This is a genomic window from Pseudomonas sp. Pso3, from assembly GCF_055393275.1.
Genome location: NZ_AP043687.1, coordinates 3,413,057 through 3,429,902, shown reverse-complemented (window position 1 = coordinate 3,429,902; position 16,846 = coordinate 3,413,057). Strand labels below are relative to the sequence as shown.

General features: G+C 67.7%; 16 protein-coding genes. 7 read left to right on the top strand and 9 right to left on the bottom strand.

The annotated features are described in order from the left end of the window. Positions 1 to 49 precede the first annotated feature (49 nt). Together ACZ5R1_RS16230 and ACZ5R1_RS16225 are read right to left on the bottom strand one after the other, a co-directional pair. Positions 50 to 427: a lysozyme inhibitor LprI family protein gene (locus tag ACZ5R1_RS16230; RefSeq protein ID WP_340246180.1), complete on the bottom strand. Its 378-nt coding sequence runs from the start codon at positions 425 to 427 to the stop codon at positions 50 to 52. A 54-nt stretch (positions 428 to 481) separates the two neighbouring features. Beyond that, positions 482 to 1,438, bottom strand: a complete 957-nt coding sequence (locus tag ACZ5R1_RS16225) for a LysR substrate-binding domain-containing protein (RefSeq protein WP_284671061.1) — start codon at positions 1,436 to 1,438, stop codon at positions 482 to 484. A gap of 244 nt (positions 1,439 to 1,682) precedes the next feature. Here ACZ5R1_RS16225 and ACZ5R1_RS16220 point away from each other — a divergent pair, with 244 nt between their 5' ends. Together ACZ5R1_RS16220 and ACZ5R1_RS16215 are read left to right on the top strand one after the other, a co-directional pair. Beyond that, entirely contained in the window at positions 1,683 to 2,585 is a 903-nt protein-coding gene (locus ACZ5R1_RS16220; RefSeq protein ID WP_464712551.1) for a DMT family transporter, read from the top strand. A gap of 22 nt (positions 2,586 to 2,607) precedes the next feature. Beyond that, on the top strand, positions 2,608 to 3,504 hold the full coding sequence (locus tag ACZ5R1_RS16215) for a DMT family transporter (RefSeq protein ID WP_464712550.1): 897 nt from the start codon (positions 2,608 to 2,610) through the stop codon (positions 3,502 to 3,504). A 16-nt stretch (positions 3,505 to 3,520) separates the two neighbouring features. On the opposite strand, the gene ACZ5R1_RS16210 is transcribed toward ACZ5R1_RS16215, so the two are convergent. From ACZ5R1_RS16210 to paoA, 3 genes are read right to left on the bottom strand one after another with little or no spacing between them, the layout of a single operon-like run. Further along, entirely contained in the window at positions 3,521 to 5,743 is a 2,223-nt protein-coding gene (locus tag ACZ5R1_RS16210) for a xanthine dehydrogenase family protein molybdopterin-binding subunit (RefSeq protein WP_464712549.1), read from the bottom strand. 10 nt (positions 5,744 to 5,753) lie between these two features. Further along, the gene (locus ACZ5R1_RS16205) at positions 5,754 to 6,734 is read right to left on the bottom strand and encodes an FAD binding domain-containing protein (protein WP_144955482.1); all 981 of its coding nucleotides are present in this window, start codon (positions 6,732 to 6,734) and stop codon (positions 5,754 to 5,756) included. Further along, a complete protein-coding gene (gene paoA, locus ACZ5R1_RS16200) occupies positions 6,731 to 7,399 on the bottom strand; it encodes an aldehyde dehydrogenase iron-sulfur subunit PaoA (protein WP_464712548.1) in 669 nt (222 codons plus the stop codon). Before paoA ends, ACZ5R1_RS16205 begins: the two co-directional genes overlap by 4 nt. A 318-nt stretch (positions 7,400 to 7,717) precedes the next feature. On the opposite strand from paoA, the gene ACZ5R1_RS16195 reads away from it, so the two are divergent. From ACZ5R1_RS16195 to ACZ5R1_RS16185, 3 genes are read left to right on the top strand one after another with little or no spacing between them, the layout of a single operon-like run. Then, the gene (locus tag ACZ5R1_RS16195; protein ID WP_464712547.1) at positions 7,718 to 8,248 is read left to right on the top strand and encodes a (2Fe-2S)-binding protein; all 531 of its coding nucleotides are present in this window, start codon (positions 7,718 to 7,720) and stop codon (positions 8,246 to 8,248) included. Next, positions 8,245 to 9,231: an FAD binding domain-containing protein gene (locus ACZ5R1_RS16190; RefSeq protein ID WP_464712546.1), complete on the top strand. Its 987-nt coding sequence runs from the start codon at positions 8,245 to 8,247 to the stop codon at positions 9,229 to 9,231. The genes ACZ5R1_RS16195 and ACZ5R1_RS16190 overlap by 4 nt, the downstream gene beginning before the upstream one ends. Then, positions 9,228 to 11,453: a xanthine dehydrogenase family protein molybdopterin-binding subunit gene (locus tag ACZ5R1_RS16185; RefSeq protein WP_464712545.1), complete on the top strand. Its 2,226-nt coding sequence runs from the start codon at positions 9,228 to 9,230 to the stop codon at positions 11,451 to 11,453. Before ACZ5R1_RS16190 ends, ACZ5R1_RS16185 begins: the two co-directional genes overlap by 4 nt. A gap of 237 nt (positions 11,454 to 11,690) precedes the next feature. Here ACZ5R1_RS16185 and ACZ5R1_RS16180 read toward each other — a convergent pair whose 3' ends face one another. The 4 genes from ACZ5R1_RS16180 to purM form a co-directional block, all read right to left on the bottom strand. Then, entirely contained in the window at positions 11,691 to 11,870 is a 180-nt protein-coding gene (locus ACZ5R1_RS16180) for a hypothetical protein (protein WP_007159313.1), read from the bottom strand. Between the two features lie 352 nt (positions 11,871 to 12,222). Further along, complete coding sequence (locus ACZ5R1_RS16175) at positions 12,223 to 12,936, bottom strand: DUF3108 domain-containing protein (RefSeq protein ID WP_027596994.1); 714 nt, start codon at positions 12,934 to 12,936, stop codon at positions 12,223 to 12,225. 15 nt (positions 12,937 to 12,951) lie between these two features. Continuing rightward, the gene (purN, locus tag ACZ5R1_RS16170; protein WP_464712544.1) at positions 12,952 to 13,620 is read right to left on the bottom strand and encodes a phosphoribosylglycinamide formyltransferase; all 669 of its coding nucleotides are present in this window, start codon (positions 13,618 to 13,620) and stop codon (positions 12,952 to 12,954) included. Then, a complete protein-coding gene (gene purM / locus ACZ5R1_RS16165; RefSeq protein WP_027602647.1) occupies positions 13,617 to 14,678 on the bottom strand; it encodes a phosphoribosylformylglycinamidine cyclo-ligase in 1,062 nt (353 codons plus the stop codon). Before purM ends, purN begins: the two co-directional genes overlap by 4 nt. 285 nt (positions 14,679 to 14,963) lie before the next feature. On the opposite strand from purM, the gene ACZ5R1_RS16160 reads away from it, so the two are divergent. Both ACZ5R1_RS16160 and hda read left to right on the top strand, forming a co-directional pair. Further along, positions 14,964 to 16,043 carry a DUF2066 domain-containing protein gene (locus ACZ5R1_RS16160; protein ID WP_027602648.1) on the top strand — a complete coding sequence of 360 codons (1,080 nt, stop codon included), beginning with the start codon at positions 14,964 to 14,966 and terminating at the stop codon, positions 16,041 to 16,043. Positions 16,044 to 16,140: 97 nt separating this feature from the next. Beyond that, a complete protein-coding gene (hda, locus tag ACZ5R1_RS16155) occupies positions 16,141 to 16,845 on the top strand; it encodes a DnaA regulatory inactivator Hda (protein WP_017638945.1) in 705 nt (234 codons plus the stop codon). Position 16,846 lies beyond the last annotated feature (1 nt).

Here is a 16,846-nt window from a genome sequence, read left to right as displayed (position 1 = left end):
GCCATGATAGTGAGTTCCGGCGCCGGACAGCAGCGGTAGCGACGAAGCGTCAGTCGCGCCGCGGGAGTTGCCGTTGCAGATCGTCCAGCCGCAGCAGGGTCACCGACTTCAGACAACTCAGATACTGCAGCTGCTGCATGGCGCCCTGGAATCCGCGCGTCGCGTCAGCGCAGCGGGGGGCGCGGTCGCTTTGCCAGAGCTGCTGCTGGTGTTCGAAGGCGGGTCGTTGCGCAGCGGAGAGCGCGGCCAGGCGGCGGCCGTAGACGTCGGCCAGCCGGGCTTCGGCCAGGGCCAGATCCCCGGCGGCGCAGGCCGCCAGCTGCGCCTCGCTGCCCTGGCGATCGCAGTCGGCCGGGGGCTGCTCGGCGGCCAGGGCGGCGGTCGAGAGCAGCAGGGCGAGCAGGGCGGACAGGCGACAGGTGTTCATGCAGGCTGACTATTGCAGGGGCGGACCGCCTAGACTGCCGTAAAAGCGCGGCTCTCACCAGGCGCCGCCGGTCTCCTGCGGCTCGCCCTGGGTCTCGCGGAATTGGCGGATCTGCACCAGCAGCCAGTCGATCCAGCGCTGTACCGGCGCGTCCACCGGGCCCTTGGGCAAGACCAGGAAGTAGGCCTGGGTCGACAGCTGGTTGAACCGGTCCGGCAGCGGGCGGACCAGGGCGCCGCTGGCCAGCAGGCGCTGGGCCAGCACGCAGCCGCCGAGGGCCACGCCCTTGCCGGCCGCGGCCTGTTGCAGGGCCATGCCACTCAGCGAATAGCGCGGACCGCGCAGACTTTCGCCCAGGGGTACCTGCTGGCTGGCGAACCAGTCCTGCCAGGCGTTGAAACGGCTGCTGGGCCGGCCCGAACGCCAGCCGCCGGGCCATTCGGCATGCAGCAGCGGATAGGCCAGCAAGGCGGCGGGTTCTGTCAGTGGCGTCGGGATCAGCGTCGGGCTGCACACCGGAAAGATCCATTCGCGCAGCAGCAGGCGCGTCTCGCCGTCCTGCCAGTCGCCCCGGCCATAGCGGATCGCCGCCTGGGCACCGCCCTCGGTACCCAGCGGTACGATGGCGGAGGAGGCATCGAGAAAGACCTCGATATCCGGATGCTGGCGCTGGAAGTCTTCCAGGCGCGGCAGCAGCCATTCCTGGCCAAAGGTGGGCGGCGCACTGACGGTCAGAACGCTGCTCTTGACCCGCGCCCGGGCGACAGCGCGGGTCAGGCCGTCGAGGTGCGGCGCGATCTCCGACGCCAGGGCGCGCCCCTGGACGGTGAGGCGCACGCCCTGGGCCAGGCGCTCGAACAGCGGCTGCCCCAGCTCTTCCTCGAGCAGGCGGATCTGCCGGCTGATGGCGCCCGCGGTGACGTGCAGCTCGTCCGCGGCCTTGGCGAAGTGCTGGTGTCGCGCGGCGGCGGCAAAGGCGCGCAGGGCGTTGAGGGGGAGGGCGGTGGTCACGGCAGCCTCGGCTTGTCTGAAAAGTGCCTGCGCTCGGTCATGCTGCGTTAAAAACCGGCTCGGAATGCTCATTTACCACTCGTAAACTCCGCTTCCTCACCGATTTTTGCCTTGCCTGACCTTCGCTCGGCGACTTCTCAGACAAGCCTTAGTTTTCCTGAGCCTGACGCCCATTAAACATCGTTTGTCCGACCTGTTCAGCCACCTTCACCATGCAGGCTCACTTTTTTCTGGAGCGACGCTCATGCGCAAGGAGCTGGATCTCCCCGCCGTGCTGGTCATGCTGGTGCTCTGCCTGGTCTGGGGCCTGCAGCAGACGGCGATCAAGGCCATCGCCGAGCAGGTGGATCCGCTGCTGCAGATCGGCTGGCGCTCGCTGCTGGCGGCCGGGCTGCTCTATGGCCTGGCGCGCTGGCGCGGCGTCCGCTGCCTGGGTCGCGACCAGACGCTGCTTCCCGGGCTGCTCGCCGGGTCGCTGTTCGCCCTGGAATTTCTCTGCATGGCGGTGGGCCTGAAATACACCAGCGCCGCGCACATGGTGGTGTTCATCTACACGGCGCCGCTGTTCGCCGCCTGCGGTCTGCACTGGCTGGTGCCCGGGGAGCGGCTGTCGGCGCGGCAGTGGCTGGGCATGCTGCTGGCGGCCAGCGGGGTGGTCTGCGCCTTCCTGATCGGCAAGCCGAGCGGCGGCACCAGTTGGCAGGGCGATCTGATCGGCCTGGCCGGCGGCGCGGCCTGGGGCGCCACCACGGTGCTGATCCGCCGCAGTGCCCTGGCCGAGGCGCCGCCGCTGCGCACCCTGTTCTATCAACTCGGGGTGACCGGGGTGGTGCTGCTGGCGCTGGCCCTGCCGCTCGGCAAGCGGCTGGATCTGGCCGGGCTGGATTCCCTGGCCTGGTCGAGCCTGGCCTTTCAGGTGTTCATCGTCGCCGGCATCAGCCTGCTGGGCTGGTTCGTGCTGCTCAGTCGCTATCGCGCGGCGCCCCTGGGCGTGCTGACCCTGCTGACGCCGCTGTTCGGTGTGCTGATGGGCGTCTGGCTGCTGGGCGAGACCCCGGGACCGGGATTTCTCGCCGGCGCGGCCCTGGTGCTCAGCGGGCTGCTGATCGTCAGCTATCCTTCCCGCTCGCGAGTCGCGTTCCGCTGACTCGCCTGGCCCTGAGCATTCGATGTCGTCCACCTTGCTGAATCCCTGGTTGCTGCGCCTCATTCCCCTGGTGTTCCTGGCCCTGTGGTCCGCCGGCTTCGCCGTGTCCAAGGTGGGCCTGGCCTATGCGCCGCCCTTCACCCTGCTGGCGATGCGTTATGCGCTGGCCTTCAGCGTGCTGCTGGTGGCTTTCCTGGTCCTGCGTCCGCCGCTGCCGCGCACCCGGCGGGAATGGGCGAATCTCGCCGTGGTGGGCTTTCTGATCCAGGGCGTCTATTTCGGCATGAGCTATGGCGCCCTGGTGCTGGGCGCCTCGGCCAACGTGGTGGCCATGGTGGCCTCGCTGCAGCCGATCCTGGTGGCCCTGGGCGCACCCCTGCTGGTGGGCGAGCGGGTGACGCCGCTGCAGTGGCTGGGGCTGGCCCTGGGCCTGCTCGGCGCCATCGGGGTGATCCTGGCCCGCGCCAGCGTGGCCGTGGAGTCCGTCCCGGGCATCTTCCTGGCGGTCGGCGCGCTGCTGGGCATGACCAGCGCCGTGCTCTACGAAAAGCGCCTGGGCGTGGCCCAGCATCCGGTCACCAACAACCTGGTGCAGTACAGCGTCGGCCTGGTCTGCTGCGCGCCGGTGGCGCTGCTGTTCGAGCACAATCCGGTGCACTGGGCACCGGCCTTCATCGGCGCCCTGGCCTATCTGGTGCTGGCCAACTCGCTGCTGGCCATCAGCCTGCTGGTGTGGATGATCCGTGCCGGCGAGGCGGCGCGGGTCAGTGCGCTGTTCTTTTGCGTGCCGCCGGGCGCCGCCCTGAGCGCCTGGCTACTGCTGGGCGAGACCCTGCCGCCGCTGGCCTGGGTGGCCATGGTGATCGCCATCGGTGGGGTGCTGCTGGCGACACGGGCCGGGGGCAAGGCGGCGCGCTGAACCGCGCCGCCCGCCGTCAGGCCGTCTTCAGCCCGGCCAGCACCTTGTCCACCGTCAGCGGATAATCGCGGATGCGCACCCCGCAGGCGTTGTAGACGGCGTTGGTGAGCGCGGCCCCGGCGCCGCAGATCCCCAGTTCGCCGACGCCCTTGATCTTCAGCGGATTGGCCTTGTCGTCCACTTCCGGCAGGAAATGGGCTTCGATGGCGGGAATGTCCAGGTGGCAGGGGTAGTGGTAGTCGGCCAGGTCATGGTTCACGAAGTGCCCGTGGCGAACGTCGATCACCCCGTCTTCGTGCAAGGCGCTGCCCACCCCCCAGATCATCCCGCCAAGCATCTGCGAATGGGCGGTCTTCTCGTTGAGGATGCGGCCCGCGGCGAACACCCCGAGCATGCGCCGCAGGCGGATCTCGCCGGTGAGGGCGTGCACCCCCACCTCGGCGAAGAAGGCGCCGTAGCCCTGCTGGGAATAGTCCTTGAGCGTCTGGCCCGGCTTGATCTCGCCGATGGCCTGGAGATCGTGCTGGTGCGCCAGTTCGGCGAGGTCGCGACTGCCGTTGTCGGCGATCAGCCGGCCGCCGACGAAGCGGGCACTGGCCGGATCCAGCCCCGCCGCCTCTGCCGCCTTCAGCCGTAGATTCTCGCAGGCGACATAGACCGAGGAACCGGAACTGGCGGCGCCAAAGGAGCCACCCGACCCGGCTCCGGCCGGGTCGTCGCTGTCGCCCAGCAGCACCTTGACCCGCTCCACCGGCAAGCCGAGCGACTCGCCGGCGATCTGCGCCAGGATGGTGTAGGTCCCGGTGCCGATGTCGGTCATGGAGGTCTTGACCGTGGCCGAGCCATCGGCTTCCAGACGCACCCCGGCCTGGGACGGCCTGAGCATGTTGGCGCGACTGGCTGCCGCCATGCCCATGCCGATCAGCCAGTCGCCCTCGCGCACCTGGCCGGGCGTGGCCTTGCGCTGGCTCCAGCCAAAGCGGCGGGCGCCGTCCTGCATGCACTCCACCAGTTTGCGGGAAGAGAAGGGGATGTGCTTTTCCGGATCCTGGCTGGGCTCGTTGCGGATGCGCAGCTCGATGGGATCGAGACCGAGCATGACCGCCAGCTCGTCCATGGCGCTTTCGCTGGCGAGCATGCCCACGGCTTCGCCGGGCGCCCGGCAGGAGCCGGACTCGGGCAGATCCAGCTCGACCATGCGGTGCGCCACCAGGCGGTCGTCGCCAGCATAGAGGGTGCGCGAAGACAGGCCGGTGGGTTCGTAGTAGGTGAGGCCGCGGGCGGAATGGGACCAGCCTTCATGGGCCATCGCCTGGATACGGCCCTCGCGGTCGGCGCCCAGGCGGATGCGCTGGATGGTGGCCGAGCGATGTTCGGTGATCTGGAACATCTGCTGGCGGGTAAGGGTGACCTTGACCGGCCGGCCGATGGCGCGAGCGGCCATGGCGCCGATCAGGGCGTCGGCATAGATCGGCAACTTGCCACCGAAGCCACCACCGATATAGCGCGCCACGATGCGCACGTTTTCCTTGGGCAGCTGCAGGGTATTGGCCACGCAACTCTGCGCCTGCTCGACGAACTGGGTGGAGCAATAGATGGTCACCCGGTCGCCGTCCCACTGGGCGAGGCTGGCGTGGGGCTCCATCTGCGCATGGATGTGGTATGGCGTGGTATAGCGCTCGTCGAGCTTGATCGGCGCCCGGGCAAAGGCGGCGTCGACATCGCCCGAGGCGGTATCGGTGGGCTGATCGGCATCCGGCGGCTTGACCGCCTGGCCGAGGTTGGCGGCGAGGTCGAAGACGCCCGGTTCGGCCGCGTAGTCGATCTCTACCAGAGCCGCCGCCAGGCGCGCCTCCTCGAAGGTCTCGGCCACCACGAAGGCCACCGGCTCGCCGAAATAACGCACCTGGTCGCTGTCGAGGTAGGGCTTGGGCCGGGTGAAGCGACTGCTGTTGTCCGGCTCGCGGGCGGCCTGGCGCGGCGCGTTGCGATAGGTCAGCACGCTGAGCACGCCCGGCGCGCCCTCCGCGGCCGAGGTATCCAGCCGGCTGATGCGGCCCTTGGCGATGGTGGCGCCGACGATGAAGCCGTAGGCGACGCGATCGTTGCGGAATTCGAAGCTGTAGGGCGCCTGGCCGGTGACCTTGAGCAGGCCGTCGACGCGGTCGATGGGCTTGCCGATCAGGCCGCCGCGATTCTCGTCGATCAGGTTGCGGCCGGCGGGTTCATTCATTTCCATGCTGCTGTCCTCAGGCCTGTTGGCGAGCGTCGGCCACGCCGGCGCGCAGGATGCGGCGGGTCAGCTCGAGCTTGAAGTCGTTGTGGCCATAGCCACGGGCACCGGCGAGCAGGGCATCGCCCACGGCAGCCAGGTCACTGTCCACGGCCTGGCCGGCAAAGGCTTGGTCGGCCGCCGCCACCCGCCAGGGCTTGTGCGCCAGGCCGCCGAAGGCCGCCCGACCGCTGCGGATGCGCGGGCCGTCCAGCTCGACGATGGCGGCCATGGACACCAGGGCGAAGGCATAGGAGGCACGGTCGCGCACCTTGCGATAGACCTGGATGCCGGGCGGTGGCGGCGGCAGGGTCACCGCGGTGATGAGTTCGCCGGGTTGCAGCACCGTCTCGATCTGCGGGGTGTCCCCGGGCAGGCGATGGAAGTCGGCGAGGGGGATGCGCCGGGTGCGGCCATTGGCGTCGCGGGTCTCTACCGTGGCGTCCAGCACCCGCATGGCCACCGCCATGTCGGAGGGGTGCACGGCGATGCACTGATCGCTGGCGCCGATCACCGCGTTCATGCGATTGAAGCCGCCCAGGGCCGCGCAACCGCTGCCGGGCTGGCGTTTGTTGCAGGGCATGGCGGTGTTGTAGAAGTAGGAGCAGCGGGTGCGCTGCAGGAGATTGCCGCCGGTGGTGGCCTTGTTGCGCAACTGCGCCGAGGCACCGGCCAGCAGCGCGCGGGAGAGCACCGGGTAGCGCTCGCGCACCCGGGCGTCGGCGGCCAGGGTGGAGTTGCGCACCAGGGTACCGATGCGCAGGCCGCCGTCCGCGGTGGCGCTGATCTGGTCCAGCTGCAGGCGATTGATGTCCAGCACCTGGCTGGGGGTCTCGATCTCCAGCTTCATCAGGTCCAGTAGATTGGTACCGCCGGCGATGAAGCGACTGCCGGCCCGCGCACCCTGGCGGCTGGCATCGGCTTCGGTCTGCACGCGCTGATAGTCGAAGACTCTCATGCCTGGCCCCCCGCCATCTGGATGGCCGCGACGATGTTGGGATAGGCACTGCAGCGGCAGAGATTGCCGCTCATGCGCTCGCGGATCTCTTCCTCGCTCAGCCGCATCGGTCCGTCGAGGCGCTTCGAGACGTGACTGGGCATGCCGGCCTTGACCTCGTCCAGCAGGGCCACCGCCGAGCAGATCTGCCCCGGGGTGCAATAGCCGCACTGGAAACCGTCCTCGGCCAGGAAGGCCGCCTGCATGGGATGCAGGCGCTCGGCGTTGCCCAGGCCCTCGATGGTGGTGATGGTGTCGCCTTCGTGCATGGCCGCCAGGCTCAGGCAGCTGTTGATGCGCTGGCCGTTCACCAGCACCGTGCAGGCGCCGCACTGGCCATGGTCGCAGCCTTTCTTGGTGCCGGTGAGGTGCAGGTTCTCGCGCAGCGCATCGAGCAGGGTGGTGCGGCTGTCGACCCGGAGCCGGCGCGCCTCGCCATTGATCTGCAGTGTCAGCGGCAGCAGTTGCGGCAGGCGGGCGGCGATGGCCTGGGGCGTCAGGGGCGCGCCACCGCTGGCCTGGGCGAAGCCATAGCCGGGTATGGCGCTGGTCGCTACCAGCACCGCGGAGGTGCCGAGGAACTGACGCCGGGACAGGCGCCAGCGTGCATCGGAGTCGGAAGCCATGGTCGGATTCTCATCGTTGGGGGCACATCACGGGAGTTCTGATGACTGCCCCAGAACCTATGGGGTTCAGGCCACTGGGCCGCTGGCGTAGCGAAGCGCCATACCAGATGTGTCCTGACCGGGGCGAAGCCCTCTGGAACGGGCTTTCCAACGCTTCGCTGAACAACCTTCAACGTGACGTTGAATACCGCTGGGCAGGGGTGCTGAACCGCTTCCGGTCGGGCGCAGTCCCTTACCTGAGGTGGCCTTTCGCTGTCACCGCCTGATTCCGACCACGGGGGCAATCTGCACCCCGCGGCTTTAACCGTGAGGTCCGCCATGAACGCCACCCCCGCGCGCCAGCTCCAGTCCCTGGCCGAACCCGAGTCCCATACCATCGCCCTGACCCTCAACGGCAAGCAGCTGCAGCTGGCCGTGGAGCCCTGGACCACGCTGCTTGATCTCTTGCGTGACCACCTCGATCTGACCGGTACCAAGAAGGGCTGCGATCACGGGCAGTGCGGCGCCTGCACCGTGCTGGTCAACGGCACCCGCATCAACAGCTGCCTGGCCCTGGCGGTCATGCAGGACGGCGCCGAGGTCACCACCATCGAGGGCCTGGCCCAGGGCGACCAGTTGCACCCCATGCAGGCCGCCTTCGTCGCCGAAGACGCCTTCCAGTGCGGCTATTGCACTCCGGGGCAGATCTGCTCGGCGATCGGCATGCTCAAGGAGGGCCATGCCCACAGCGAGGCCGAGGTGGCCGAGCAGATGAGCGGCAACCTCTGCCGCTGCGGCGCCTATCGCAACATCCGCGCCGCCATCGAGCGGGCGCGTCCGGATTGCCAGCAAGGGGAGGGCCGCGAATGAACCGCTTCGGTTATGCCAAGCCCAACGCCGTGCCCGACGCCATCCGCCAGCATGGCCCCCAGACCCATTTCATCGCCGGTGGCACCAACCTGCTGGATCTGATGAAGGAAAACGTCGAGCGCCCCGAGCAGCTGATTGACGTCAACGGCCTACCCCTGCGCGAGGTCGAGACCACCGCCGAAGGCGGTCTGCGCATCGGTGCCCTGGTCAAGAACGCCGAGGTCGCCTATCACCCCGAGGTACAGCGGCGCTATCCGCTGCTGGCCAAGGCCATCCTCGCCGGCGCCTCGCCGCAACTGCGCAACATGGCCTCCACCGGCGGCAACCTGCTGCAGCGTACCCGCTGCTACTACTTCTACGACGTGGGCACGCCCTGCAACAAGCGTGAGCCCGGCTCCGGCTGCGGCGCGCGCGAAGGGCAGAATCGCATCCACGCCATCCTCGGCCACAGCGAGCAGTGCATCGCCACCCATCCCTCGGACATGTGCGTGGCCCTGGCCGCGCTGGAAGCCCGGGTCGAGGTGAGCGATCCGAACGGCGAGCGCGTCATCGACTTCGCCGACTTCCATCGCCTGCCCGGCGACACCCCCGAGCGCGATACCAACCTCGCCGCCGATGAACTCATCACCGCCGTGACCCTGCCGGCCGACAGCCTGGCGGCCAACAGCGCCTACCTGAAGATCCGCGACCGCGCCTCCTATGCCTTCGCCCTGGTCTCGGTGGCAGCCGCGCTGGAACTGGACGGCGAGCGCATCAAGCAGGTCCGCGTCGCCCTGGGCGGCGTGGCCCACAAACCCTGGCGTCTGCCAGAAGCCGAGCAGGCACTGGTCGGTCAGGTGGCGGACAAGGCGGCCTTTGGCCACTTGGCCGATCGCCTGCTGCAGGGCGCCCAGGGCTTCGCCCACAACAGCTTCAAGATCGAACTGGCCCGGCGCGCCATCGTGCGTGCCCTTACCGAAGCCGCCGGAGGTACCCTGCAATGACCGTCGTCCATCTGCAAAAAGCCGTTCCCCGCGTCGACGGTCCGCTCAAGGTCACCGGTCAGGCGCTCTATGCTGGCGAATTCAGCGTTCCTGATCTGGCTTTCGGCTTCGTGGTCAACGCCACCATCACCAAGGGTCGCCTGCTCGGCCTGGACGTCAGTGAGGCCCTGGCCCAGCCGGGTGTGCTCGAGGTGCTCAGCCATCTCAACCGACCCAAGATGGCCAGCTATGATGAAAGCTACACCGACATGGACGCGGCCGACGGCAAGCCCTTCCGGCCGCTGTACAACGATCGCATCCTCTACAGCGGCCAGCCCATCGCTCTGGTGGTGGCCGAGACCTTCGAGGCCGCGCGCCACGCCGCCTCGCTGATCCGTGCCCAGTACAGCGAGGAAGACCACGCCACCGACCTGGCCCAGGCCCGCAGCCAGGCCCACGAAGCGCCCATGGAATTGCCGGACAACCGCGGCGACGCCCCGGCGGCCTGGGCCGCGGCGCCCGTGCGGATCGAGGCCGAATACCATTCCGCGGCGGAATTCCACAACCCCATGGAGATGCATGCCTCCACCGTCGTCTACCACAAGGACGGCAAGCTGACGGTGCATGACAAGACCCAGGGCGTGCAGAACAGCGCCCAGTTCGTCAGCAACATCTTCGGCCTGGGCGAGGGCGACGTGAAGGTCATCTCGCCCTTCGTCGGCGGAGCCTTCGGCTCCGGTCTGCGTCCCCAGTACCAGCTGGTGCTGGCGACCATGGCCGCGCTGCAGCTCAAGCGCTCGGTGCGGGTGACCCTGACGCGCCAGCAGATGTTCACCTTCGGCTATCGCCCCGAGACCTACCAGCAGCTCAAGCTGGCCTGCGACAGCGACGGCAAGCTGCAGGCCATCGATCACAGCGCCCTGGGCATCACCTCGCGCTTCGAGGACTTCACCGAAATGGTGCTGGTCTGGTCGGCGTCGCTCTATGCCTGCCCCAACGTCAAGCTGGCCTATCAACTGGCCGCGCTGGACGTCTACACACCGTTGGACATGCGCGCCCCGGGCGCGGTGCTGGGTGTCTATGCGCTGGAAAGCGCCTTGGACGAACTGGCCTATGCTGCCGACATCGATCCGCTGGAATTGCGCATCCGCAATTTCACCGACACCGATCCGGCCAAGGGCAAGCCCTATTCCAGCAAGGAACTGCTGGCGTGCTATCGCCAGGCCGCCGAGCGGTTTGGCTGGGAGCGACGCAGCATGGCGCCACGCTCCATGCGCGACGGCAACCAGCTGGTGGGCTGGGGCATGGCCACCGGGGTCTGGGAAGCCATGCAGCAACCCGCCACCGCCAAGGCGGTGATGAACATCGACGGCAGCCTGGTGGTGGCCAGTGCCACCTCCGACATCGGCACCGGCACCTACACGGTGATGACCCAGATCGCCGCCGAAAACCTCGGCCTGCCGCTGGACAAGGTCACCTTCAAGCTGGGCGATTCCACCCTGCCCAAAGCGCCGCTGGAAGGTGGTTCCTTCACCGTCTCCTCGGTGGGCACCGCGGTGAAACTGGCCTGCGACCAGCTGCGCCAGCAACTGCTGGATACGGCCAAGGAGATAGACGACTCGCCGCTGGCCAAGGCCGAACTGGACCAGGTGGTGTTCGCCGATGGCGGCATCAGCCTCAAGACCGACCCGGCCCAGCGCGTCGACTTCACCGCCATCCTCAAGGCCTCGGGTTCGCCGTCCATGGAAACCCTGGCCAGCGCCGAACCGGCGGAGGGGCGCGACGACTACGCCACCGGTACCCACTCGGCGGTGTTCGTCGAGGTCAAGGTCGACGAAGACTTCGGCAGCGTCCAGGTCAGTCGCGTGGTCACCGCCGTGGCCGCGGGTCGCATTCTCAACCTCAAGACCGGCGAGAACCAGGTGTCCGGCGGCATCGTCTGGGGCATCGGCATGGGCCTGCAGGAAGAGGGGATGATGGATACCTCCGAAGGTCGCTGGATGAATCACAGTCTCGCCGAGTACCACTTCCCGGTGCAGGCCGACATCCAGCAGCTGGAGGTGATCTTCGTCGAGGAGAAGGACGAGATCGTCAATCCGCTCGGCGCCAAGGGCATCGGCGAGATCGGTATCGTCGGCGTGGCCGCGGCCATCGCCAACGCCATCTTCCACGCCACCGGCAAGCGGGTCCGCGATCTGCCCATCACCCTGGACAAGGTATTCGCCGACGAGTTGGTGCACTAGGACGAGGTTGGGGCCATGTTGGGCTCCGACGATAAAGCTCCCCGCGCTGAACCACCCCCTCTCCCCCTGGGAGAGGGCTGGGGTGAGGGATGCCAGGCACACCATTGCCCCCAGTGACGTTGGACTTCACTCCGCTCAACCCAACCTACCCCAACCCGTCGCTACTCCCTGAAACGAAAAAGGCCCGCCTCCAAGAGGCGGGCCTTTTTCAGGCAGTCGGTAAAAAGATCCTTCGACTCACTCGGCGTGCGACGCGCCTTCGTGTTCGATCTGCTCCTTGTATTCCAGGGCAGCGGCTTCGCTCTGGTAGACGCCGACCAGTTCCCCTTCCTGCTTCACGTCCCACAGATGCATGCCCAGGCCACGGGCTTCGCGGGACATATGGTCTTCGTCACGTTCGGTTACGGTAATGGTCATGCTGAATCTCCTTGGTCGAGCCCGCGCTACGGCAGGGCTTGAAAACCCATACTAGAGCGTTTCGCTTCCGGACCAAGGCATATCTCGGCAACAAGTCGTTACAACTTCTGCGACAATCTGTCGCGCTTGCGGTTGTCGTCTCGCGGCGTTGGTATCGCGGCCATGGGCCGCTCCTACACCTTTATGGATTTTGTAGGAGCGGCCCATGGCCGCGATAGGAGAAGAGGCACACTGCCTGAAGAAGGCTGCTGGATACCCACTCGCCTGTCACCAGGGGCAGCCATCACACCTGCGTGGGCGCATAAAAAGAAAACGCCCTCCGAAGAGGGCGTTTTTTTGCCTGCAGACCAGATCAGTTGGCGCCCTTCACCGTGCGCCCATTGACCGTGCCTTCCTTGAGGCTGGTCTGGTATTCCTTGCCGTCGCTCTCCTGCTGGTAGAGACGCACCAGCAGATAGTCCCAGTCCTTGGCGAACCACAGCTCGGTCTTGCGGCTGCTCTTGGTGGGGTCGCGCACGCGCTCGACCTTGATGGTGTCGAGCAGACCCAGCGGGGTGCGGATGCGCTCCGGTCCGATGACGCGGAAGTCATAGGTGTCGATGCTGTCGCCGTCGACGATCTGGTAGCTCATGCTCTTCTTGCCGTCGGCCACGTCCTGCTGCAGCTTGAGCTGGTAGGTGGACTTGTCCAGCAGACCGCGATCCAGGGTCAGGCTGACCGGATCATCCTTGTCCTTGCCGGTGACCTTCTTGCCGGCCCAGTCGAAGGTCAGCTCGCTTTCGCGGCTCTTGCCCAGGCCGCTGCGCTTGTACTGGTAGGTATCCGGCAGAAAGGCCTCGCCTTCGCGGCGGAAGGTGCTGGATTCGTTGAGGCCGGCGACCAGCATGGAGGCTTCGAACTTCAGCTCCCAGCGGCCATCGGCTTCCTTCTGCAACGAGCGCTCGGCCGAGCCGCTGACCGGCATCTGCTTCCAGTCGGCGGTGTAGCTGGCCGTGAACGGCTGCAGGTCGAAGGCGAAGGCCGAGGCGCTGCAGAGGGTGGCCAATAGGAACAACAGACGTCGCATCAGTTTCTCCTTGGATCAGGAAGGGGAGGCCACGGCCGTCAGCGACGGCAACTCGGCCCCGGTAGGCGGCAGCGCCTCGCCGTCGAGCTCGGCACCCAGGGTACCCAGCCGCAGACGGCCTTCGGCGAACAACCGCACGGCCACAGGATAAAGGAGGTGCTCGGCGGCGTGTACCCGTGTCGCCAGGCTCTCCGCCGTATCTTCGGAACGTACCGGCACCCGCGACTGCAGCACGACCGGACCGCCATCCAGCTCTTCGGTGACGAAGTGCACGCTGCACCCGTGCCAGGCATCGCCGGCATCGAGGGCGCGCTGGTGGGTGTGCAAGCCCTTGTAGAGGGGCAGCAGCGAAGGATGGATATTGAGCAGGCGACCCTGGTAGCGCCGCACGAAGCCCGGCGTGAGGATGCGCATGAAGCCGGCCAGCACCACCAGATCGGCGCCCTGGGCGTCGATGGCGGCCGCCAGGGCCGCATCGAAGCCTTCGCGATCGGCATGCTCGCGGTGATCGATCACCTGGGTGGCGATCCCGGCCTGCCGGGCCCGCTCCAGACCATAGGCCTCGGCGCGGTTGGCGATCACCGCCGCGATCCGCACGGGCGGCGTCGCGGCGTCGATCAGGGCTTGCAGGTTGCTGCCGTGGCCGGAGATGAGCACCACCACGGCGCAGTCGGCAGGACTCATCCGTGCTGTTTCAGATTGTTCAGCACGACCTGGTCGGCGCCTGCGGCGGCCTGTTCGATGCGGCCGATGACCCAGGGTTGCTCACCCTCGGCACGCAGCACCTGCAGGGCGGCTTCGACCTGCTCCTGGGCCACGCAGATGACCATGCCCACGCCGCAGTTCAGCACGCGGTGCATCTCGGTCTCGTCGACGTTGCCCTGCTGCTGCAGCCAGTCGAACACCGCCGGACGCTGCCAGCTGGCCACGTCGAGCACCGCCTGGGCGCCTTCGGGCAGCACGCGCGGGATGTTGTCCAGCAGACCGCCGCCGGTGATGTGGGCCATGGCCTTGACCGCGCCGGTGTCCTTGATCAGCTTGAGCAGCGGCTTGACGTAGATGCGGGTGGGCGCCATCAGCAGCTCGGTCAGCGGCTGGCCGTCGAGCTGGATGTTCTCGATGTCGGCACCGGCCACCTCGATGATCTTGCGGATCAGCGAATAGCCGTTGGAGTGCGGACCGGAGGAGGGCAGGGCGATCAGGGCGTCGCCGGTAGCCACTTTGGAACCGTCGATGATCTGGGACTTCTCCACCACGCCGACGCAGAAGCCGGCCAGGTCGTAGTCTTCGCCTTCGTACATGCCGGGCATCTCGGCGGTCTCGCCGCCCACCAGGGAGCAGCCGGCCTGTTCGCAGCCGGTGCCGATGCCGGTCACCACCTGGGCGGCGACGTCGACGTTGAGCTTGCCGGTGGCGTAGTAGTCGAGGAAGAACAGCGGCTCGGCGCCGCAGACCACCAGGTCGTTGACGCACATGGCGACCAGGTCGATGCCGATGCTGTCGTGCTTGGCCAGGTTCATGGCCAGGCGCAGCTTGGTACCGACACCGTCGGTGCCGGAGACCAGTACCGGCTGGCGATAGCCTGCCGGGATCTCGCACAGGGCACCGAAGCCCCCCAGGCCGCCCATGACTTCCGGGCGGGCGGTGCGCTTGGCGACGCCCTTGATGCGTTCTACCAGAGCCTCACCGGCGTCGATGTCTACACCGGCGTCCTTGTAGCTCAGCTGGGGTTGTTTGCTCATGAATCCTGGCCTTTGGCTAATGGCGAAACGAGCCGGCTGGCGCCAGCCGGCAATGAGGCGGGCGATTTTACCAGAAGCCGTGCCAAAGCACGCGGCCCGCCGCGGCCTCTGGTCCGGGCGGCGATGGCACCCGGCCAGCCTGCCGTGGTCTGAGCCAGATCGCCTGCCCGTTCGCCGGGCGGGCAGTCTCTGCCGCAACCTTCTGCGCGGCCCGCGACCCAGTGCCCTTGCTCGCGGGTCAGGCGGCTTTTAAGGTATGCCCCTTGCCCCTTCTATGGAATCGCCATGCGCCGTCTCGTCCTTCCGTTGCTCGCTTCGCTGCTGGTCCTGAGTCCGCTCGCCCGCGCCGAGGTGGTGGACAACCTCTACCAGGTCCGCGAGCCGGTGACCTCGCAACAGCCGGACGAGCGCAATGCCGCCCTCAAGCGCGCCCTGCAGGTCCTGGCCGGGCGCCTGACCGGCAACCCCCAGGCCGGCCAGACCCCGGCGCTGGCCAGCGCCCTGGCGGCGCCCGAATCCCTGATCAGCCAGTACGGCTACGACGCCGGTCCGCCGGAGGTGCTGGTGGTCAACTTCGATCCGGCCGCCACCGAGCGGGCCCTGGGTCAGGCGGGTCTCTCGGTATGGGGCGCCAATCGTCCGGTGGTGATGATCTGGTGGCTCAACGACGCCGACAGCGGGGCGACCCTGGTCGGTGACGGCCAGCCCGCGAGCACCGGGGTCCAGCGCGGCGCCCAGCGCGCCGGTCTGCCGATCCGTCTGCCGCTGGCCGACCTCAACGAACAACTCGCCGGCACCGCCGCCAACATCGACGCCAGCGATCCGACCGCCCTGCGCCAGGCCTCCGAGCGCTACGGCGCCAATGCCCTGCTGGCCGTCCACGCCAAACCCCAAGGCAATGGCTGGCAGGCCCAGTGGCGCCTGTGGAACAACGGTGCCGCCGAACAGGGCAGCAGCCAGGCCGCCGATCAGGATGCCCTGGCCGCTGCGGTGCTGCAGGATGTCGCCGCGCGCCTGTCGAAGAAATTCGTCTCCCGCCCGGGCACGACCCAGCCGCTGACCCTGGTGGCCGACAATTCCAACTTCGAACGCTATGCCCAGCTGCAGAAGGTACTGGAGCCCCTGTCGAGCCGGCTGGTCAAGGTCGACGGCACCCAGCTGACCTACGACCTCACCGCCAATCCGGACCAGTTGCAGGCGCAACTCGGTCTTGCCGGTCTGCAGCCCGCTACGGCGCCGGCCGCTCCGGCACCGGCGACCCCGGCTGCACCCGTCGATGCCACGGCTGCTCCTACCCCGCCCGCGGCCCAGCCGGCGCCAGCCGCGCAACCGGCGCGAACCACTCTGTATTTCCGCTGGCCATGAGGGCTGACACCTAAGACTGAAGCGGCTGCTGCGAGGGGCCCGGGATTTGGTTAGACTTGGCGCCCTCGCGAAACTGCCAAGAGCCGTTCGAGCCGGCATGATGCCTTTACAGCTGCCCCTGGGCATTCGTCTGCGTGACGACGCCACCTTCGTCAACTACTACCCTGGCGCCAATGCCGCGGCGCTCGGCTATGTCGAGCGTCTCTGCGATGCCGACGCCGGCTGGACGGAAAGCCTGATCTATCTCTGGGGCGGCGCGGGTGCCGGTCGCAGCCACCTGATGCAGGCCGCCTGTCACCGCCTGGAAGAACTGGGCGAGCGCGCCATCTACCTGCCCATGGGCGAACTGGCCGACTACGGCGTCGAGCTGTTCGACAACCTCGAACAGTGCGAGCTGGTCTGCCTCGACGATCTCGACGCCCTGGCCGGGCAGCGGCGCTGGGAAGAGGCGCTCTTCCATCTGTTCAATCGCCTGCGCGATGCCGGCAAGCGACTGCTGATCTCCAGCACCGCCTCGCCGCGGCAATTGCCGGTGCAGCTGGCCGATCTCAAATCGCGCCTGACCCTGGCGCTGGTCTTCCAGTTGCGCCCGCTTTCCGACGAAGACAAGCTGCGCGCCCTGCAACTGCGGGCCTCTCGCCGCGGGCTGCACCTGACCGACGAGGTCGGTCGCTTCATCCTCTCGCGCAACACCCGCAGCATGGACGCCCTGTTCGACATGCTCGAACGCCTGGATCAGGCGTCGCTGCAGGCGCGACGCAAGCTCACCATTCCCTTCGTCAAGGAAATCATGGGCTGGTAGC